We start from the raw sequence: 17860 nt of genomic DNA on the forward strand, positions 1-17860 counted from the left end.
AACCGTAAACGAGATCACAGGCCCAATCGAAGGCGTGTTCTCTGGCAATGGGCTTTGATCTTTGCGCATGCGTCGCGTAATCGGGATGTGTGACCCAGACTGCCACGGTGCAGCATGCGATGAAAACGCGGTAAAATGATCGACGATTGGACCGAACGTTTCCAAGGCACGGCCGCCCTGCCACGCGCTGTGCGCGACCGTTTGATCAAGGTTGCGCGGGTGGTCCATCTGCAAGAAGGGGCGCAGGTCTTTGGTCCCGCCAATGTGCCGGACAGCCTGTTTTTTCTGTACGACGGCCGTATCCGGGTGTCGCAGCATTCTGACGGTGGGCGAGAGATTGTTCTGTATCGTGTGGATGCCGGAGAAAGCTGTGTTTTGACCACGGCCTGTATGCTCGCGGAGGAGGCCTATAACGCCGAGGGTTTTGCAGAAACCGACATAACTGCGATTGTCCTGCCAAAGCCCGCGTTTGATCAGTTGGTGGCAGAGGAAGGGGCCTTTCGAAACTTTGTTTTTGCGGCCTATTCCCGGCGGTTGATTGACCTGTTGCGGGTCGTCGATGATGTGGCCTTTGGCCATATGGATGTGCGTCTCGCAGATCGTTTGTTGACGCTGGCCAACGACCGGAAAGAGATTTCGGTGACCCACCAGCAACTGGCCCACGAACTGGGAACGGCGCGCGAAGTGGTGAGCCGCGTGCTCTCTGACTTTCAAAAACGCCAGATGATCGCGCAATCCCGTGGCCGCGTTGTGCTGACGGATAAGGCCGCTTTGCGACGGTTGGCAACCAGCACATAATTGGCGGGCGGACTTTATCAGAATTTTTGAGTTGGGTGACAATGTCACCGACCCCGCGCGCGAGGCGGGCTATCTTTTTTTCAAACCGCATGAAGGAGAAGCCCAATGTCCACCAATGTTGGAACCCTTGACCGCCTGTTCCGCGCCGCTTTGGGCGTTGGTCTGTTTTACCTTGCCTTGTTCAGTGGCTTGCCAGCCTTTGACGGCGGCGTGTTGAAGTATGGCGCGCTTGTTGTAGGCCTTGTGATGATTGTTGTATCGGCAACACGCGTCTGTCCGATCTATACGATCTTTGGGTTCAAAACCTGCCGGAGTTAAGATGATGGAAACTGTATTTTCCCCTGTTGCGTCTTTTGGGGGTGGGCTTGCGATCGGCCTGGGGGCCGTTTTGTTAATGCTGGGCCTTGGCCGCATTCTAGGTGCGACGGGCATTCTGTCTGGAATGATTTTCCCAGAGCGCACTGATGAGTTCACCTGGCGCGCGGCGATGGTCCTGGGCATGGTCCTGGCGCCCGGCCTGATCTTTGTCGTGACCGGCGCGCGGCCCGAGATAACCGTGCCGGTGAGCCCGCTGATGATTGTGGTTGGCGGAGTGATTGTTGGTCTGGGCGCAAGCCTTGGGTCGGGCTGTACCTCTGGACATGGCGTCTGTGGCCTGTCGCGGCTGTCGCTGAGGTCGGCGGTGGCTGTGCCGGTGTTTATGGCAACGGCGGCAGTGACCGTGTTCCTCATTCGTCATGTGATCGGAGGCTAAGCCTATGAAACTCTTGTTCGCTTTGTTTGCGGGTCTTGTCTTTGGCGTAGGGATCGCGGTTTCTGGCATGATGGATCCGGCGAAGGTTCTCAATTTCTTTGATCTTGCCGGAACCTGGGATCCAAGCCTTGCCTTTGTGATGGGCGGGGCTCTGATGGTCACCTACACGGGCTATCGACTGGTGTGGCGGCGTCCAGCCCCGCTGTTTGCGGATCGGTTTCAGGTGCCGACCACCACAACCATCGACCGGCGTCTGATCGGGGGGGCGGCTTTGTTCGGCATTGGCTGGGGCATTGCCGGGTTCTGTCCGGGGGCAGCCATTCCTGCGCTTGGCACCGGCCGTTGGGAGGTTGTGCTGTTTCTGGCAGCGGTTGCGGTGGGATTTGGCCTGCGCCGCATTCTGGACGCCCGGCTTAATCCGCAGACCACTGGGTAAGGAGACAGCGACCGTGACATATCCTGTGCAAATGAATGTGACCCCCGAGGTGCAGGCCTTCTTTGATGCCGCCACTCATACAATCAGCTATATTGTCAAAGATCCAAGCAGCCCGGCCTGCGCCGTTGTCGACAGTGTCATGGACATTGACTATGCGGCGGGTCGGATCACATTTGATCACGCCGACATGCTTATCCAGCAGATCACCAAGCAGGGCCTGCGTCTGGAGTGGATCATCGAGACCCATGTCCACGCAGACCACCTGAGTGCTGCCCCCTATATTCAGGCCCGTTTGGGCGGAAAGATCGGGGTCGGTGCCAAGATCACCGTGGTTCAGGACACCTTTGGCAAAGTGTTCAATGAAGGCACTGCTTTCCAGCGTGACGGCTCGCAGTTTGATGCGTTGTTTGAAGATGGCGACATCTATCACATCGGCAATATGCAGGCTTTTGCCATGTATACGCCCGGCCACACGCCGGCCTGCATGGTTCATGTCATGGGCGATGCGGCCTTTGTGGGGGATACGTTGTTTATGCCTGACGGGGGATCTGCCCGAGCGGATTTTCCGGGCGGTGATGCGGGTGTTCTTTACGACAGCATCCAAAAGGTACTGGCCCTGCCGGAGGCAATGCGCCTGTTCATGTGCCACGACTACGGCCCCGGAGGGCGGGACATTCAGTGGGAAACCACAGTGGCGGAGGAGAAGGCGCATAATATCCACGTGGGCCACGGTATTTCGCGCGAAGACTTCATCAGGTTCCGCACCGAACGGGACGCGCAGCTTGATATGCCAAAGTTGATCATCCCGTCGCTGCAGGTGAACATGCGGGCCGGAGAGGTGCCGACCGATCCCGACGGGCGGCCCATGCTCAAGGTGCCGATCAATGGTCTCTAGCCCGGCTGCCCGGCCTGCGCAGCGCAATGCGCGTGGTAAACCTTTTTGAGGCGTCGCCATTGGCGGGCCCATACTCTTGCTGATATCACAGAAATCATGAGCCAATTCAGATCCTTCCTGCCCATTTTGCACTGGGGCAGAACCTATAGTCGTGCAGCATTGACGAATGATCTGGTTGCAGCCGTGGTCGTGACCATCATGTTGATCCCGCAGTCGCTGGCCTATGCGCTGCTTGCGGGGTTGCCGCCCGAGACGGGGATCTATGCCTCCATTGCGCCGATTGTGCTTTATGCGATGTTTGGCACCAGTCGCGCTTTGGCCGTGGGGCCGGTGGCGGTTGTGTCGCTGCTGACCGCATCCGCCATAGGCCAAGTGGCAGAGCAGGGCACCGCTGGCTATGCAGTGGCTGCCTTGACGCTGGCCTTTTTATCCGGCGGTTTCCTGGTCCTCTTGGGGGTGTTCCGACTGGGGATGCTGGCCAATTTTCTAAGCCACCCGGTCATTGCAGGGTTTATCACCGCGTCCGGCATTTTGATCGCCACCAGTCAGATGAAACACATCTTGGGCGTCAACGCGCAGGGGCACACCTTGCCGGAAATGCTCTGGTCGTTGTTTGCACACCTGCCAGAGCTGAACTGGATCACCCTTGTCATCGGCGTGGCGACCACCGCCTTTCTGTTCTGGGTGCGCGGCAATCTGAAGCCGCTTCTAAGCCGTCTGGGCAGCGGACCCTTGCTGATGGATCTTCTGTCAAAAGGTGGTCCTGTTTTAGCAGTTCTGGCAACGACGTTCGCGGTTTGGGGGCTGGGGCTGGCAGAACAGGGCGTGCGTATTGTTGGCGAGGTGCCGCAAAGCCTCCCCCCCTTTACGCTGCCCGGACTGTCATGGGATCTGGTCGAGGCCCTGCTTGTGCCTGCCATTTTGATCTCCATTATTGGCTTTGTCGAAAGCGTTTCTGTTGCCCAGACTTTGGCGGCAAAAAAGCGACAGCGGATCGATCCGGATCAGGAACTGATTGGTCTGGGCGCAGCCAATCTGGGCGCGGCGTTTACAGGGGGCTTTCCTGTCACCGGCGGGTTTTCTCGGTCGATGGTGAATTTCGACGCGGGCGCACAAACCCCGGCGGCCGGGATTTTCACAGCCTTTGGTCTGGCGGTTGCCGCTGTTGCCCTGACCCCGCTGGTGTTCTTTCTGCCCAAAGCCACGCTTGCCGCGACGATTATTGTGGCGGTGCTGTCTTTGGTTGATCTTTCGATCCTGAAAAAGACATGGAGCTATTCCCTTGCCGATTTCGTGGCGGTTGCAGCTACAATTCTGCTGACCTTAAGTCTTGGCGTCGAGGTCGGTGTGGCAAGCGGCGTGGCGATCTCGGTGCTGCTGCACCTGTACAAAACATCCCGCCCGCATGTGGCCGAGGTCGGCTTGGTTCCGGGCACGCAGCATTTCCGCAATATCAACCGGCATAATGTGGAAACCGCACCGACCCTCGTGACCCTGCGCGTTGATGAAAGCCTTTACTTTGTAAACGCACGTTTCCTCGAGGATCTGATCCAGGCGCGCGTGACCGAAGGGTGCGAGGTGCGGGATGTGGTCTTGATGTTCTCTGCCGTCAATGCGGTGGATTATTCAGCCTTAGAGAGCCTTGAAGCCATCAATGCGCGCCTTTTGGACATGGGGGTTGGGCTGCACCTGTCCGAAGTCAAAGGTCCCGTGATGGATCGTCTGGGGCGGTCGCATTTCCTCGAACACTTGAATGGGCAGGTGTTCCTGTCCCAGTTTGATGCCTGGACCCATCTCCAGCCCAAACCCGCCCCTCGCGCGGCTGAATGAAAGCCAACCGCCGCTGCGCAAGGCCACAATGGCCGGATGGCACAGGAATTCAGCATTGGGCGCAAAGCAGGGGCAAATGCGTCTGGATTTCATTAACGGCTGATGGGGGCAGTGTCTGGGTGATTGACGTAAGTGGATGTTGGATCCAATATCCGAAGTGAAGAGTGCAAATGCGGTGGGCCCAAGATCCCGCTGCCTTCCTGCTTTGCATTTTGCGTCATCCGTCCCGCGTGTTCAGACAGGAGCTTTCATGTCCCAAACTCTTTTTACAGGCACCATGCCCGCGTTGATGACCCCATGTCGTCCGGATCGAAGCCCGGACTTTGATGCGCTGGTCAAAAAGGGCCAAGAGATGATCGCAGCAGGTATGTCGGCGGTTGTGTATTGCGGATCCATGGGGGATTGGCCGCTGCTCACGGATGCGGAGCGCAGGACCGGTGTCGAACGTCTGGTCGCCGCGGGGCTGCCGGTTGTTGTTGGCACGGGCGCGATCAACACCAAGTCCGCGGTCGCCCATGCGGCCCATGCCCAGGAAGTCGGTGCGGCGGGGTTGATGGTGATCCCCCGGGTTTTGTCGCGTGGATCCTCCAGAGCCGCGCAGCGCAGCCATTTCAAAGCCATCCTTGATGCCGCGCCTGACGTGCCTGCGATCATTTACAACAGTCCGGTGTACGGCTTTGCCACAGATTCAGAGCTGTTCTTTACCCTGCGCGCCGAACATCGGAATTTGGTGGGCTTCAAAGAATTTGGCGGTCGCGAGGCGCTGCGTTATGCGGCGGAACATATCACCAGTCAGGACAATAATGTGACCTTGATGGTCGGGGTCGACACCGCAGTCTATCATGGCTTTGTCAATTGTGGTGCAACCGGCTGCATCACAGGAATTGGCACCGCGCTGCCAAAAGAGGCACTGCTGCTGGCCGCCCTCTCCAAAAAGGCGGCCGAGGGACATGCCGAAGCCCGCCAGAGGGCCTGTGAACTCGACGCGGCTTTCGGGGTCCTGGCAAGTTTTGATGAAGGCCCTGATCTTGTGCTGTACTACAAGCATCTTCTGGTTCTGAATGGCGAAGACGAATACCGCCTGCATTTCAACGAAACTGACGCGCTGAGTGACGCCCAACGGACCTACTGCGAAACACAGTATCAGCTGTTCCGAAAGTGGTTTCAGAGCTGGTCCAAACAAGGAGGGATCATCGCCGAATGCATGTAGTCGACAGCCATACAGGCGGGATGCCAACGCGTGTCATCCTGAGCGGAGGTCCGGATTTGGGCCACGGGTCGCTGGCAGAGCAGGCAAAGCTGCTGGCCAGAGATCATCAGGACTTCTGCAATGCGGTGCTTCTGGAGCCACGCGGCCAACCGGGCATGGTTGCCGCCCTTCTGGTAGAGCCCAAAGACCAAAATTCCGCCACGGGGGTCATTTATTTTGATGCTTCTGCGGTTCTTGGGATGTGTGGCCATGGCACAATTGGTCTGGTGGTCACATTGGCCCATTTGGGTAAAATTTCACATGGGACCCATCAGATTGAAACCCCGGCCGGGGTTGTACGCGCGGAGTTGCACAGCACCCATTCGGTTTCGGTCACCAATGTGGAAAGCCACTGTCTGCAACGGGATGTGGCCTTGGAGGTTCCCGGTCATGGCAGGGTCCGCGGCGATCTTGCCTATGGCGGGAACTGGTTTTTTATCACCGATGTGTTGGATCAGGACATAGGGCCACAGAACCTTGAGGCACTGACAGCACTGTCCATTGCGATCCGTGCAGCTTGCCATGCGCAGCGCGTTGAGGGGCCGGAGGCACAGCCGGTGGACCATGTGATCCTAAGCGGCATGTCTGCAAACAAGGGGGCCCTGCGCCGCAACTTCGTGCTGAGTCCGGACGACGAATATGACCGCTCGCCCTGTGGGACGGGCAGCTCTGCTTTTGTGGCCTGTCTCGCGGCCGCCGGTCAGTTGCGCCCCGAAGAAGAGATTGTCTTGGAAAGCGTGATCGGCAGCGCGTACCGTGTGTCCTACGTGCCAGGATCGGGGGGCGGTGTGGTTCCGACGCTCACCGGAGCGGCGCATGTGATGGCGGAGAGCACTTTGATTTTTTCACCGGAGGATCCGTTCCAAAAGGGGATTACTTTCCGTCCCTGACGGTATCGGCGCCCCGGGAAATTAGGTTTCAACAGAACGGGCAGAGCGCATGCAGACTCATATCGTCGTGATTGGTGCCGGGGTGATCGGCATCAGCGTTGCGCTCAGGCTGCGGCGTTTGGGGCATGAGGTGACGGTTCTGGATCGCAAGGGCGTTGCAGCAGAAACATCGCAGGGCAATGCCGGGGCTTTTGCCTTTACAGATGTGATGCCGTTGGCCTCTCCGGGGATCCTGCGCAAAGCGCCGGGATGGCTGCTGGATCCGCTTGGCCCGTTGTCGGTGCCGCCGCGCTATGCGCTGCAGATTGCCCCGTGGCTGCTGCGGTTGTGGCGGGCCAGTTGGAAAGATCGCTACATGGCCTCTGTCGCGGCGCAAAGCAGTCTGATGCAGTTGGCCCGTGCGGCGCTGGAACGCCAGATCGCTGATACAAAAGGCGAGGCGCTGATCCAGCGGGATGGGCAGTTACAGCTTTATGAAGGGGAGGGGCAGTTCAACACCAGCCTGGCTGGCTGGGACATGCGCCGTGCGCAGGGGATCCGGTTTGACCTGTTGCAACGTCCGGAACAGATTGCTGAGATCCAGCCCGGTCTTGACCGTCGGTTTACCCATGCGGGCTTCACCCCGGACTGGATGAACACCACGGACCCGAAACGCTGGGTCGACCATCTTGCGCATGTCTTTGAGGCGGCGGGGGGACGGATCCTTCGAGAGGACGTGATACATCTGCAACCAACGGGAGAGGCCGTTAAGGTGACCCACAGGGGCGGAGACATCCGGGTATCCAAAGTTGTGCTGGCGGCTGGGGCATGGTCGCATCATTTGGCCAAGGCGCTGGGCGACAAAATCCCGTTAGAGACAGAACGCGGATACAACACCACATTGCCGATCGGCGCGTTTGACGTCCGGACGCATTTGACCTTTGCCAACCACGGCTTTGTGGTGACACGGATCAATGGTGGCGTGCGGGTTGGCGGCGCAGTGGAACTGGGCGGGCTTCACCTGCCGCCAAATTACCGGCGCGCCGAGGCGTTGTTGCAAAAAGCAGCGCTGTTCCTGCCGGGGCTGGACACCGGTGGAGGGCGCCAGTGGATGGGGTTTCGCCCTTCGCTGCCGGATACGCTACCGGTCATTGGTCCGGCCACGCAGACCCCACATGTGATCTACGCCTTTGGTCACGGGCATCTTGGCCTGACCCAATCTGCGGCCACAGCAGAGCTTGTCGGGGATCTTGTTGAAGACAAGCCGACAGAAATTTCTCTCGCGCCTTTCAGAGCAGATCGGTTTTAGAGCGGGTCTGCTGTTGAAGACAGGGCGGTCAGGACTGCAGCAGCGCGCGCAGGTCCTGATACAGCCCTTCGGAAATCTCGACATAGCCGCGTGCCAGATTGCGCCGCCGCGCGGCAAATCGGCGTTGCGAGGGCAGCCGTGCGCCTTGATCCAGAATATCGGCGAACAACCGTTCGGCGCGCGCATCATTGTCTGCCACGCGCCCGCCACTGAAGTGGTCGGGATCAAAGGCGAGTATCATCTCCCCATGATACGGGGCTGCGCCAGCACCTTTTGCGATCTCCATGCTCTCAAGACTGGTCAGGTCATCGATCAGCGGACCTGCCAACAACTCGATCATGATCGACAATGCGGACCCTTTGTAGCCACCGAAGGTCAGCATAGCGCCATCCAACGCGGCTTGCGGGTCCGTCGTTGGCTGGCCGTCCTTGTCGATCGCGACACCTTCGGGCAGCGGCTTCCCGGCCCGTTTGTAAAGCTCGATCTCTCCGCGCGCAAAGCCGCTGGTGGCAAAGTCAAAGGTGAAAGGATCCTTGCCCGCCCGGGGCCAGGAAAACGCCAGCGGGTTGGTCCCCAGGCTGCCGCGGGTGCCCCCGGCGGGCGCGCCCCAAGCGTGACTGGGCACCATAGCAAGCCCTGCAAGACCGGCAGCGGACAGCCGTTCAACCTCTGGCCAGAGCGCAGAAAAATGGTAGCAGTTGTTGATCGCCAATGCGGCGATACCATAGTGGCGCGTCTTTTCAATCAACAGCGGAGCAGCCTGATCAAAGGCCAGCAGGGACATGCCGCCGCGGGCATCCGCTCGCACAACCGCACCGTCTGATGGCTGCACCACGGGCTGAACGTCGCCGTCTATGGCCTCGCTGCGCATGGTCTGGCAACACATGAACAGGCGGAACAGACCGTGGGATTGGCAGTCGTCCAGCTGGCACGCATAAAGCGTGTCCGTGATGGCCTCCGCATGTGCGGCCCCGTAGCCTGCGTGGGCCAGGACAGACAGGCTCAGGTCCTTGATTTCAGACAAAGGCATACGTCGGATCTGCGTCATAAAATCTCCTTTGGCCAAAGCCGTTCAGGGGCGTGGAGCCACTGCGCTGGGCTACGCAGAAACGGCGCGGTTTTGCGCATCCTAAATGGTATCTGACCGCAGTTTGCGCTAGTTTGCATCCAATATCCAACGAAAGGGATTGCCATGGCAGGCAGGCGACTGGTGCAAAAGCAAAGCTTACCCGAAATTATCGCAAATGACCTTCGGGAACGTATCCTGAGCGGCGAGATCCCCGAGGGGGCCGCGATCCAACAGGAGGTGCTGGCCGAAGAATACGGCGTCTCTCGCATGCCCGTCCGCGAGGCCCTGAAACGTCTGAATGCAGAAGGGCTTTTGTCCTGGGAAACCAATCGCGGCGGGTCTGTTGTGAAACATTCGCTGAACGAGATTGGCGAGATTTTTGACCTGCGGGCTCTGATCGAAGTGGATCTGTTCCGCCGTGCCATTCCGAATATGACCGCGACAGATTTTATGCGCTGCGAAGAGCTGCTGGCAGAGATGGAGGTCTCTTACGCGGCCAATGATGTGGCGCGCTGGGGGCAGCTCAACCATGATTATCACACCGCGCTTTACCGCGCTGCCAACCGCCGGCTGACCGACGATGTGCTGATCCGCATTGCGTTGCAGTCCGACCGTTATGTGCGGATCCACCTGAGTGTCATGAAACAACGTGACCCAGCGCGCGAGGAACACCGCAAGTTGCTGGATCTAGCGCAGCAGGGCGATGTGGCGGGCGCAGGCGCTCTGCTCGAACGCCATATCCTGCGCACCAGAGACGCGCTTCTGGAACTGGTCGCCAAACAGCGCAGCCAGATGGGCGACTGATCAGCCCTCAGCGTAGCAGACAGCCTGCAGCTTGTTGCCATCGGGGTCGCGCACGTAAGCCGCGTAGTAGTTTTCGCCGTAATGGGGGCGCGGGCCGGGCGGGCCTTCGCAGCTGCCGCCCTGCGCCAGGGCTGTGTCATGGAACTGATGCACGATCTCGCGGCTGTCAGCGATAAAGGCAATATGGCTGCCGTTGCCGACAGTTGCGGGGTTTTCATCCAAGGGCAGATAGACAAAAATCGTCGGCCCGCCGTCCTTGGCATAGGCCAGCGGGAAATCCGCCGGTTTGTCAAGCCGCGTGAACCCCAAAAGCCCCAGCACCGCATCATAAAACCGCGCCGCACGGGGGACGTCATTGGTGCCAAGGGTGAGGTGACTGATGGTGGTCATGGCGCGACCTCCTGAGTTATTCTCTTTGACTATGGCAAATGCGTGGAATCGCTGACAAGTTTTCTTGTCATGAGTTCAATGCTTCCAAGGCGGCCAAAAGCTGTTTCTGCGCAGGTGTAGATTTCTTGGATAGGTAGTCGACAAGATTGGGATCCAACTTTGCAGTTAGGTTCATGGCAGGCCCATTTGCTGGCTCTGCGCCATAGTACAAGTAGTCTAAGGACACGTTATATCTCTCACGCAGCCTTTTCGCCGCGATCAATGAAAGGTCTCTCGTTGTGTTTTCAAATGCGCCGTAAGCTTGTGGCGAAATCCCAAGGCTTTCTGCGAAATCGGCTTTGGACTTGTCATGCGAAACGCGAACGGAACGCAGACGGTCCGCTACGGCTTTCCTGGTCACTGGATCAAAGTTAGTCATGAAATGCCTCAATTGATGAACGCGAACAGCACAACCCACGGATTTTTGGCAGTCAAGTCTTTGAACGCGGCACGTAGTTTGGGCCCAGTAAACAAAAAAGCCGGGTCGCTGATGCGCCCGGCTTTTTGTGCTTGCTGTGTGTGGACCTTAGTCCAGGAACGCCTTTTCCACGACGAAATGCGCGGGCTTGGAGTTTGCGCCTTCTTCCAGGCCATAGGTGTTCTCGAACATGTCTTTCAGTTCGAGGTTGAACGCCAGGTTGCCGCAGATCATGGCGCGGTCTTCTTCGGGGTTCATCGGCGCGACGCCCAGATCCTTGAAGGCTTCGCCGGACTTCATCAGGTCAGTGATGCGGCCCATCTTGGCGCTCTCTTCGCGGGTGGTGGTCGGGTAGTATTTGATCTTCTTCCAGAAGCCTTCGCCGATCACCTCGTTCAGAAGCTCGTCGTCCTTCAGGCTCTCGATCAGCTCGCGGCCATAGGTCAGCTCGCCTGCTTCGCGGCAGGTGTGGGTGATGATGACCTCGTCGAATTTCTCGTAGGTTTCCGGTTCGCGCAGCAGGGAGGCAAACGGCGCAAAGCCGGTGCCGGTGGCGAAGAACCAGATGCGCTTGCCGGGCACCAGCGCGTCATGCACCAGCGTGCCAACGGGTTTGGGGCGCAGGATGATTTCATCACCGGGCTCAATATGCTGCAGGCGCGAGGTCAGCGGGCCGTCTTCGACCTTGATCGAATAAAATTCCATTTCCTCGGCCCAGGACGGGGAGGCAATGGAATAGGCGCGCATGATCGGCTTGGCTTTGCCGGTCTTTTCGTTCACGTCGCCCATCAGGCCGATCATCACAAACTCGCCCGAGCGGAAACGCAGGGACGCAGGGCGCGACACTTTGAAGGAAAACAGACGGTCCGTCCAATGTTTGACCTCGGTTACGGTCTGGGCATCGGGCAGGGTAGGGGTGGCCTTGGGGGCAACAGCGGCTTCAGTCACGGGGCACTCTCGTTTGCTAGGTGGCCTTTGGGAGGAGCCTCAAGGCCTTTGATTTAGGTTCGAATGAAGATCAACAGCGCGCCCTGATTTGTGTCAAGTCGCGCCGTCATTTTTTTAACCAATTGGTCAAAATATTTCGTTCAAAGCTTGCTTATGCAGCGTTTGATGTCGCGCGAACGCGCGCTTGGTAGTTGTGGCTCTGCCAGTTGGCGCGGAATTTCCACTCGCCTTCGGGCTGGCGGGCGGCCAGTTCGTCCGAGATTTCCACCTCGTCAAAGCCGACGCGGCGCGCCATGGCGTATTGGTCGGAAATCACATGGCCCTTGGCGCGCAGACGGCCAGTGAAGCCCATCAGGCGCAGGGTGCGGGCGATGGTGAAACCACGGCCATTGGCAAAAGACGGGAAGTCCACGCGGATCATCTCCACGCCGTCCAGCTGGTCGCCCAGCGTGGTGGGATCGACGTCAGAGGCCAGATCCAGCACATTGGCGCCTTCAAAGCCGCCTTCCCAGGTGTCGGGGCCAAAGCCCGCGTCTGTCACGATAACAGTCATCTCGATTACGCTCCTGTGCGTACGAATTTGCCATCCACCACGTGGATGCCGCATTCTTCTTTGTTCTGATCGCGCCAACGGCCGGCGCGGGGATCTTCGCCTTCCTTGACCGGGCTGGTGCAGGGGGCACAGCCGATCGAAGGATAGCCCTTGGCCACCAGCGGGTGACGCGGCAGGCGGTTTTCAGTCATATAGGCGCGCACATCTTCGGGCGCCCAATGGGCCAGCGGGTTGACCTTGATGCGTCCGGTGCCCTCTTCGACCTCGAAAAACTCGAGCGCCGCACGAGAGCCGGCCTGAAAGCGTTTGCGGCCGGTGATCCAACCGTCAAACCCATTCAGCGCCTTTTGCAGCGGCTGCGTTTTGCGCAGGTCACAGCAGGCATCCGTGCTGGAGAACCGCAGCGCGCCATAGGGGTCTTTTTCGGCAATGTCGGCGGCGCGAACCACCTGCACATTGCGCAGACCCAGACGCTCGCTCACCTCCTGCTGGTAGACCAGCGTTTCGGTGAACAGCAGCTCGGTGTCGACAAACAGCACCGGTGTCATCTTATCCGCAAGCGCTGCCATATGCAGCAGCACCACAGATTCGGCACCAAAGCTTGAGACCAGGGCAATCCGACCAGATCCCAAAAGATCGTCTTTCAAGGCGGCCTCCATCACAGAGGTCGCCGAGTGGTGTTTATAGCGCGCGTTCAGCGCCGCCACCTTGTCGGCGAGAACAGGATCGACGTCCTGTCCTTTTGTGTCCTGATCCAAGCTTACCATGGGTCAGGCCACTTTCGCTTCGGCAGGCGGGTAGAGTGCTGCTTTGAACGGCTCCATGCCAACGCGGCGGTAGGTTTCGAGGAAGGTTTCCTCGGAATGCGCGCGGATCTCCAGATAGGCGTGCACGATACGCTCGATTGCCGGGACAATCTCGTCATAGGCAAAGCCGGGTCCGGTGCGGGTGCCGATCTCGGCGGTTTCGGTTGCGTCGCCGCCCAGCGTGATCTGGTAGTTCTCAACGCCCGCACGATCCAGACCAAGGATGCCGATGTGGCCCACGTGGTGGTGACCACATGCGTTGATGCAGCCCGAGATCTTGATCTGCAGGTGACCAATGTCATGCTCCAACTTCAGTTCGTCAAAGCGGGTGGCAATGGTTTCAGCGACCTGGATCGATCGCGCGGTGGCCAGCGCACAGTAGTCCATGCCAGGGCAGGCAATAATGTCCGAGATCAGACCAATGTTGGCGGTTGCCAGATCAGCCGCTTTCAGACGCGCGTGGATCGCGGGCAGGTCGTTTTTATGGACATGCGGCAGGATCACGTTCTGCTCGTGGCTGATGCGCAGCTCACCATAGGCGAGGTCCTCGGCAATAGAGGCCATTTCGCGCATCTGCTCGGCGGTTGCGTCACCCGGGGTTGCACCGTGTTTCTTGATCGAGATGGTCGCGATCGCGTGACCCTCGGCGCGGTGCTCGGCCAGGTTGGTGTCGGCCCAGGCGCGGAAGACCGGGTCGGCCTCATAAGCCGCGTCAAACGCCTCGGTGGTGCCGGTGCGGAAGTCGGGCGATGCAAAATGCGCTTTGATGTCCTCAAACAGGGCCTTGTCAGCACCGCCAAAGGTCGGACGCACCAGCGCGAAACGCTCGTCGGTCAGGCGGCGGATCTCGTCGATGCCATGCTCGTGCACGGTGATCTTGATGCGCGCCTTATATTTGTTGTCGCGACGGCCGATCTGGTTCCAGACAGACACAACAGATTCGATGTAGGGCAGGAGATCATCCTGCGCGACAAAGTCGTTCAACACTTTGCCGATCATCGGGGTCCGGCCAAGGCCGCCGCCCACCAGAACCTGATAGCCGATCACATCGTCATCGTTCTTCACAATGCGAACCGCCAGATCGTGGGCTTTCAGAACCGCACGGTCCGCGGCGCTTGCAGACACTGCGATTTTGAACTTGCGGCCCATGAATTGGAATTCCGGGTGGTCCGTGGTCCACTGGCGGATCAGTTCCGCAATCGGGCGCGGATCTTCGATCTCATCAGCGGCAGCACCGGCGAAATGGTCCGCGGTCACGTTGCGGATGGTGTTCCCGGAAGTCTGGATGGCGTGCATGTTGACCTTCGCCAGCGCGTCCAGCATGTCCGGCACGTCCTGTAGCTTTGGCCAGTTGTACTGGATGTTCTGGCGGGTGGTGAAGTGGCCATAGCCCTTGTCCCATTTCTCGGCCAGCAGAGCGAGTGTGCGCATCTGGTCCGCGTTCAGGGTGCCATAGGGGATCGCAACCCGCAGCATATAGGCGTGCAGCTGCAGATACAGGCCATTCATCAGGCGCAGCGGTTTGAATTCATCCTCGGTCAGTTGACCGTCGATGCGGCGCTCTACTTGCGCGCGGAACTGGCGGTTGCGCTCGGCCAGAAAGGCGTGGTCGAAGTCGTTATACTTATACATTGGCTTCGGCCTCCTGTTTGCCGTGGCGATAGTTCGAGGGTCCGGTGCGACGGAATTCTTCGCGGAAATGCGTAGGCTCTGGGCCGTTCTCTCCGGCTTTGGCATCGGCGAGATAGGCACCGACGGTGACGTCTTTCTGGCTTTCCGCTTCCAGCAGACGCAGCTGGGCGTCGGCTTCATCGGTGATCAGCTCGGCCTCAGCCAGCTCGCGGGTCCAGCTGTTGTCGGCCTTCAGGTAAATCACATCGCCTTCCAGCAGGTGGTTGGCAGTGACCACTTTGGGGGTAAATGCGCGGGGCATCAGGCAAGCTCCATTTTCAAAGTCTCAAGGGCGGCGGCGCTTGCGCGCGGTGCGAGCCCAATAAAGGTGAGTGCCGGGCCGGTCAACTGGGCCGCGGCAAGATCGTCAGCGAGGGTGGCAAGGGTGGTGGCGATTACGCGCTGATTGGCGCGCGAGGCGTTCTCCACCAGGGTCACCGGTGTGTCGGTGGCCGCGCCATGCATGAGCAGGCGGCCTTGGATGAAACGGGCGGATTTCTTGCCCATATAGATGGCGGCAACTTCACCGGCGCGGGCCAGCTGGGCCCAGTCGTGATCGGCAAAACCTTTGGTGTCATGCCCGGTCAGAAACCGAACGGAGGAATTGCGACCGCGCTGCGTCAGGCTCTGACCGATCGAGGCAACCGCGGCCGAGGCCGAAGTGATCCCCGGAAAGACCTGATAAGCAAGACCGGCTTCTTCCACTGCAACCAGTTCTTCGTCCAGACGGCCAAAAACGGTTGGGTCGCCGGACTTCAGACGCAGAACCTTGCGGCCCTTCAATGCGTGGGCCACAAGGCGCGAGCAGATCTCTTCCTGCGACATTTGCGGGCCGAAGCCTTCTTTGCCGACGTCCTCAAGAAGCGCCTGTTCACCCGCCAGCGCCATAATCTCATCCGAGACCAAGCGGTCATAAAGGATCACATCGGCTTCCTGCAGGGCTTTCAGAACCTTGATCGTCAGCAGATCTGCATCGCCCGGACCAGAGCCTGCAAAACAGACCTCGCCTGCACGCAGCACGGCACCTTTGGTGCGGGGCAGGGCAGTGTGGTCATTTGCGTAGGTCATTTGGTTTCCTCTGGCGATAGCTTGGGTGTTTGACTTGTGGTGGAATATAGGAAATATTTCCTCTCAGACACCATATGCGCGGGGAAATAAGGATGATTGTTCCTCCCGGCGTGCCCCATAAGTCAGAAAATCCTAATGCGCGGAGTTTTTTGGAATGACAGTGCGGATAGACGCGACCGACAAGAAAATTCTGGCAGAGCTGCAGCGGGATGCAGGCCAATCCTTGGATGAAATTGCACGCCAAGTGGGCAGTTCCAAGACCCCTGTATGGAACCGGATCCGCAAATTACGCGATGCCGGAGTCGTGGGGCGCCAGACCATGATCCTTGACGCCGAAGAACTGGGGTTTGAGGCGTGTTTCTTTGTTCTGATCCGCACCTCAGAACATGAGGCCAGCTGGCAGGCGAAGTTCCTCAAAGCGCTGCAGGAGCGACCCGAGGTGCAGGAAGCGCATCGCTTGGCGGGCGACATTGACTACATTCTAAAGGTGCGGGTGAAGAACGCGCGGGCCTATGATAAATTCTATCAGGCGCTGATTTCCGAGGTGCGCGTGCACAATGTGACCGCGCTGCTGTCGATGGAAGAGATCAAGTCGACAACTTTGTTGCCGCTGGACCAGATCGAGGTCGAGTAGACGGGGGCGCTGCCCCCGAACCCCCGGAGTATTTCGAGCCAAAAGAAACTCAGGCGCGCGGCCTGGCTTCTTTTGGCCAAAATACTCCGGAGCGCGAGGCAGAGCCTCGTAAAAAATGTCTACATAGACACCAGCAAACGGGTCAGGCCGTGGAAGTGATAGGTGTTTGAATATACCGGTGTTTCGGCCAGTTTTAGGTGCGGGCACCGTTCGAACAAGATCGGAAGCGCAATCGCCATTTCCAACCGCGCCAAGGGGGCACCAACGCAGAAATGCATCCCGCCGCCAAAGGCTTTGTTGACCTTGGCCGGGCGCGTCGGGTCGAACACAGCCGGGTTTGCCACCGATGCAGGGTCACGGTTGGCCGCTGCCAGCAAAAGTGCAACCAGATCGCCTCTTTGGAAGGTATGGCCAAAGACCTCGACCTCTTCATAAGCATAGCGCGTGAACAGATGTAGCGGCGGGTCATACCGCAGGATTTCTTCGACCAGTTGATCGATACCATCAGGCTGCAGCCAATCTTTGGACCAGCCCTGTTGGAGCATTGTTTTCACCCCGTTGCCAAGCGAATGCACGGTGGCCTCGTGGCCAGCGTTCAGGAGAAGAATACAGGTGCCTATCAATTCGTCGGTGGAGAGGCTTTCACCATCTTCTTCGGCCTGAATAAGCCGTGTGATCAGATCCTCGCCGGGGGTTTTGCGCCGTTCTTCCACATAAGCGGTGAGAAATTCGATGAATTCGGCGCTGGCTTTGGCGGCGGCGTGTTCGGTCTCGGTGGTTTTTGAAGCCTGATACATGGCCACCATTTTGTGCGACCACTCTAACAGCTGCGGCGCCATGTCCTCGGGCACGCCCAGCAGGCGGCAGATGGCGATCACCGGGACCTGGGTACAATAGGTGTCCAGCAGATCAAAGGGTTCATCTTTGGGGAAGCCTTCAATGAGCCTGTGGCACAGAGTTTCGAGCCCCGGTGCCAGCGCTTTGATTTCGCGGCTGGTGAAAGCGCGCAGGACAAGCTTGCGCAGGCGGGTATGGCGCGGGGGTTCCGCATCCAGCAGCGAATGGGCTTCGACCTGCAGGAACGGTGCGAGGTGCTCTGGCCCCGGTTTTTGCATCTCTTGTGGCACTTCCCGGCCAAACCGGCGGTCGCGCAGCAGCATGTGCACAGCCTGATCGCTGAAAGCGGCGACCATTTTGAAATCCTCCCAATAGGCCAAGGGGGCCTCGGATCGGATGCGGTCGTAGAACGGATAGGGATCCTGCACAAAGGCCGGGTCGAGCGGGGATTGCGTAATGGTCTTCATGTGCCAAGCTTTTGCC

At 59.0% G+C, this 17860-nt stretch carries 21 protein-coding genes; 11 read left to right on the plus strand and 10 right to left on the minus strand.

All coding sequences use genetic code 11. The features are described 5' to 3' along the window. Positions 1 to 135 precede the first annotated feature (135 nt). The 9 genes from TRM7557_RS14625 to TRM7557_RS14665 all read left to right on the plus strand — a co-directional run bounded on the left by TRM7557_RS14625 (position 136) and on the right by TRM7557_RS14665 (position 8140). Positions 136 to 798, plus strand: coding sequence for a Crp/Fnr family transcriptional regulator (locus tag TRM7557_RS14625; protein WP_058290959.1), 663 nt, complete (start codon positions 136 to 138; stop codon positions 796 to 798). 105 nt (positions 799 to 903) lie between these two features. Continuing rightward, positions 904 to 1116, plus strand: a complete 213-nt coding sequence (locus tag TRM7557_RS14630; RefSeq protein ID WP_058290960.1) for a YgaP family membrane protein — start codon at positions 904 to 906, stop codon at positions 1114 to 1116. Positions 1117 to 1120: 4 nt separating this feature from the next. Then, positions 1121 to 1552 (plus strand): YeeE/YedE family protein, encoded by a 432-nt coding sequence (locus TRM7557_RS14635; RefSeq protein ID WP_058291067.1) that lies wholly within the window; start codon positions 1121 to 1123, stop codon positions 1550 to 1552. A gap of 4 nt (positions 1553 to 1556) precedes the next feature. Beyond that, positions 1557 to 1988, plus strand: a complete 432-nt coding sequence (locus tag TRM7557_RS14640) for a DUF6691 family protein (protein WP_058290961.1) — start codon at positions 1557 to 1559, stop codon at positions 1986 to 1988. A gap of 31 nt (positions 1989 to 2019) precedes the next feature. Then, entirely contained in the window at positions 2020 to 2883 is an 864-nt protein-coding gene (locus TRM7557_RS14645; RefSeq protein ID WP_058290962.1) for an MBL fold metallo-hydrolase, read from the plus strand. 96 nt (positions 2884 to 2979) lie between these two features. Further along, positions 2980 to 4713 (plus strand): SulP family inorganic anion transporter, encoded by a 1734-nt coding sequence (locus TRM7557_RS14650; protein WP_058290963.1) that lies wholly within the window; start codon positions 2980 to 2982, stop codon positions 4711 to 4713. A 250-nt stretch (positions 4714 to 4963) separates the two neighbouring features. After that, positions 4964 to 5923 (plus strand): dihydrodipicolinate synthase family protein, encoded by a 960-nt coding sequence (locus TRM7557_RS14655; RefSeq protein WP_058290964.1) that lies wholly within the window; start codon positions 4964 to 4966, stop codon positions 5921 to 5923. Then, positions 5914 to 6852 (plus strand): 4-hydroxyproline epimerase, encoded by a 939-nt coding sequence (locus TRM7557_RS14660; RefSeq protein ID WP_058290965.1) that lies wholly within the window; start codon positions 5914 to 5916, stop codon positions 6850 to 6852. The genes TRM7557_RS14655 and TRM7557_RS14660 overlap by 10 nt, the downstream gene beginning before the upstream one ends. A 49-nt stretch (positions 6853 to 6901) precedes the next feature. After that, positions 6902 to 8140 (plus strand): NAD(P)/FAD-dependent oxidoreductase, encoded by a 1239-nt coding sequence (locus TRM7557_RS14665; RefSeq protein ID WP_058290966.1) that lies wholly within the window; start codon positions 6902 to 6904, stop codon positions 8138 to 8140. Between the two features lie 28 nt (positions 8141 to 8168). On the opposite strand, the gene TRM7557_RS14670 is transcribed toward TRM7557_RS14665, so the two are convergent. Further along, the gene (locus TRM7557_RS14670) at positions 8169 to 9188 is read right to left on the minus strand and encodes an Ldh family oxidoreductase (protein WP_058290967.1); all 1020 of its coding nucleotides are present in this window, start codon (positions 9186 to 9188) and stop codon (positions 8169 to 8171) included. 144 nt (positions 9189 to 9332) lie between these two features. On the opposite strand from TRM7557_RS14670, the gene TRM7557_RS14675 reads away from it, so the two are divergent. Next, the gene (locus TRM7557_RS14675; RefSeq protein ID WP_058290968.1) at positions 9333 to 10013 is read left to right on the plus strand and encodes a GntR family transcriptional regulator; all 681 of its coding nucleotides are present in this window, start codon (positions 9333 to 9335) and stop codon (positions 10011 to 10013) included. On the opposite strand, the gene TRM7557_RS14680 is transcribed toward TRM7557_RS14675, so the two are convergent. The 8 genes from TRM7557_RS14680 to cobA form a co-directional block, all read right to left on the minus strand. After that, entirely contained in the window at positions 10014 to 10403 is a 390-nt protein-coding gene (locus TRM7557_RS14680) for a VOC family protein (RefSeq protein ID WP_058290969.1), read from the minus strand. A 67-nt stretch (positions 10404 to 10470) separates the two neighbouring features. Then, positions 10471 to 10821, minus strand: a complete 351-nt coding sequence (locus TRM7557_RS14685) for a helix-turn-helix transcriptional regulator (RefSeq protein ID WP_058290970.1) — start codon at positions 10819 to 10821, stop codon at positions 10471 to 10473. 147 nt (positions 10822 to 10968) lie between these two features. Continuing rightward, the gene (locus TRM7557_RS14690) at positions 10969 to 11808 is read right to left on the minus strand and encodes a ferredoxin--NADP reductase (RefSeq protein WP_058290971.1); all 840 of its coding nucleotides are present in this window, start codon (positions 11806 to 11808) and stop codon (positions 10969 to 10971) included. Between the two features lie 151 nt (positions 11809 to 11959). Beyond that, positions 11960 to 12361 (minus strand): DUF934 domain-containing protein, encoded by a 402-nt coding sequence (locus TRM7557_RS14695; protein ID WP_058290972.1) that lies wholly within the window; start codon positions 12359 to 12361, stop codon positions 11960 to 11962. Positions 12362 to 12366: 5 nt separating this feature from the next. Continuing rightward, on the minus strand, positions 12367 to 13128 hold the full coding sequence (locus TRM7557_RS14700) for a phosphoadenylyl-sulfate reductase (RefSeq protein ID WP_058290973.1): 762 nt from the start codon (positions 13126 to 13128) through the stop codon (positions 12367 to 12369). Between the two features lie 3 nt (positions 13129 to 13131). After that, positions 13132 to 14799: a nitrite/sulfite reductase gene (locus TRM7557_RS14705; protein WP_058290974.1), complete on the minus strand. Its 1668-nt coding sequence runs from the start codon at positions 14797 to 14799 to the stop codon at positions 13132 to 13134. Then, entirely contained in the window at positions 14792 to 15100 is a 309-nt protein-coding gene (locus TRM7557_RS14710; protein ID WP_058290975.1) for a DUF2849 domain-containing protein, read from the minus strand. Before TRM7557_RS14710 ends, TRM7557_RS14705 begins: the two co-directional genes overlap by 8 nt. Next, positions 15100 to 15906, minus strand: coding sequence for a uroporphyrinogen-III C-methyltransferase (gene cobA, locus TRM7557_RS14715; RefSeq protein ID WP_058290976.1), 807 nt, complete (start codon positions 15904 to 15906; stop codon positions 15100 to 15102). The genes TRM7557_RS14710 and cobA overlap by 1 nt, the downstream gene beginning before the upstream one ends. Before the next feature lie 154 nt (positions 15907 to 16060). Here cobA and TRM7557_RS14720 point away from each other — a divergent pair, with 154 nt between their 5' ends. Next, a complete protein-coding gene (locus TRM7557_RS14720; protein ID WP_058290977.1) occupies positions 16061 to 16540 on the plus strand; it encodes an Lrp/AsnC family transcriptional regulator in 480 nt (159 codons plus the stop codon). 119 nt (positions 16541 to 16659) lie between these two features. Here TRM7557_RS14720 and TRM7557_RS14725 read toward each other — a convergent pair whose 3' ends face one another. After that, positions 16660 to 17844 carry a cytochrome P450 gene (locus TRM7557_RS14725; RefSeq protein ID WP_058290978.1) on the minus strand — a complete coding sequence of 395 codons (1185 nt, stop codon included), beginning with the start codon at positions 17842 to 17844 and terminating at the stop codon, positions 16660 to 16662. Between the last annotated feature and the right edge of the window lie 16 nt (positions 17845 to 17860).

This window comes from Tritonibacter multivorans (assembly GCF_001458415.1).
Lineage (GTDB): Bacteria > Pseudomonadota > Alphaproteobacteria > Rhodobacterales > Rhodobacteraceae > Epibacterium > Epibacterium multivorans.

Excerpts from the sequence above, each read along its gene's own strand:
- TRM7557_RS14655 (WP_058290964.1), top strand. The coding sequence starts at position 4,964 with ATGTCCCAAACTCTTTTTACAGGCACCATGCCCGCGTTGATGACCCCA.
- TRM7557_RS14700 (WP_058290973.1), bottom strand. The coding sequence starts at position 13,128 with ATGGTAAGCTTGGATCAGGACACAAAAGGACAGGACGTCGATCCTGTT.
- TRM7557_RS14630 (WP_058290960.1), top strand. The coding sequence starts at position 904 with ATGTCCACCAATGTTGGAACCCTTGACCGCCTGTTCCGCGCCGCTTTG.
- TRM7557_RS14695 (WP_058290972.1), bottom strand. The coding sequence starts at position 12,361 with ATGACTGTTATCGTGACAGACGCGGGCTTTGGCCCCGACACCTGGGAA.
- TRM7557_RS14720 (WP_058290977.1), top strand. The coding sequence starts at position 16,061 with ATGACAGTGCGGATAGACGCGACCGACAAGAAAATTCTGGCAGAGCTG.
- cobA (WP_058290976.1), bottom strand. The coding sequence starts at position 15,906 with ATGACCTACGCAAATGACCACACTGCCCTGCCCCGCACCAAAGGTGCC.
- TRM7557_RS14675 (WP_058290968.1), top strand. The coding sequence starts at position 9,333 with ATGGCAGGCAGGCGACTGGTGCAAAAGCAAAGCTTACCCGAAATTATC.
- TRM7557_RS14640 (WP_058290961.1), top strand. The coding sequence starts at position 1,557 with ATGAAACTCTTGTTCGCTTTGTTTGCGGGTCTTGTCTTTGGCGTAGGG.
- TRM7557_RS14725 (WP_058290978.1), bottom strand. The coding sequence starts at position 17,844 with ATGAAGACCATTACGCAATCCCCGCTCGACCCGGCCTTTGTGCAGGAT.
- TRM7557_RS14645 (WP_058290962.1), top strand. The coding sequence starts at position 2,020 with ATGAATGTGACCCCCGAGGTGCAGGCCTTCTTTGATGCCGCCACTCAT.
- TRM7557_RS14660 (WP_058290965.1), top strand. The coding sequence starts at position 5,914 with ATGCATGTAGTCGACAGCCATACAGGCGGGATGCCAACGCGTGTCATC.
- TRM7557_RS14670 (WP_058290967.1), bottom strand. The coding sequence starts at position 9,188 with ATGACGCAGATCCGACGTATGCCTTTGTCTGAAATCAAGGACCTGAGC.
- TRM7557_RS14665 (WP_058290966.1), top strand. The coding sequence starts at position 6,902 with ATGCAGACTCATATCGTCGTGATTGGTGCCGGGGTGATCGGCATCAGC.
- TRM7557_RS14710 (WP_058290975.1), bottom strand. The coding sequence starts at position 15,100 with ATGCCCCGCGCATTTACCCCCAAAGTGGTCACTGCCAACCACCTGCTG.
- TRM7557_RS14625 (WP_058290959.1), top strand. The coding sequence starts at position 136 with ATGATCGACGATTGGACCGAACGTTTCCAAGGCACGGCCGCCCTGCCA.
- TRM7557_RS14685 (WP_058290970.1), bottom strand. The coding sequence starts at position 10,821 with ATGACTAACTTTGATCCAGTGACCAGGAAAGCCGTAGCGGACCGTCTG.
- TRM7557_RS14680 (WP_058290969.1), bottom strand. The coding sequence starts at position 10,403 with ATGACCACCATCAGTCACCTCACCCTTGGCACCAATGACGTCCCCCGT.
- TRM7557_RS14650 (WP_058290963.1), top strand. The coding sequence starts at position 2,980 with ATGAGCCAATTCAGATCCTTCCTGCCCATTTTGCACTGGGGCAGAACC.
- TRM7557_RS14705 (WP_058290974.1), bottom strand. The coding sequence starts at position 14,799 with ATGTATAAGTATAACGACTTCGACCACGCCTTTCTGGCCGAGCGCAAC.
- TRM7557_RS14635 (WP_058291067.1), top strand. The coding sequence starts at position 1,121 with ATGGAAACTGTATTTTCCCCTGTTGCGTCTTTTGGGGGTGGGCTTGCG.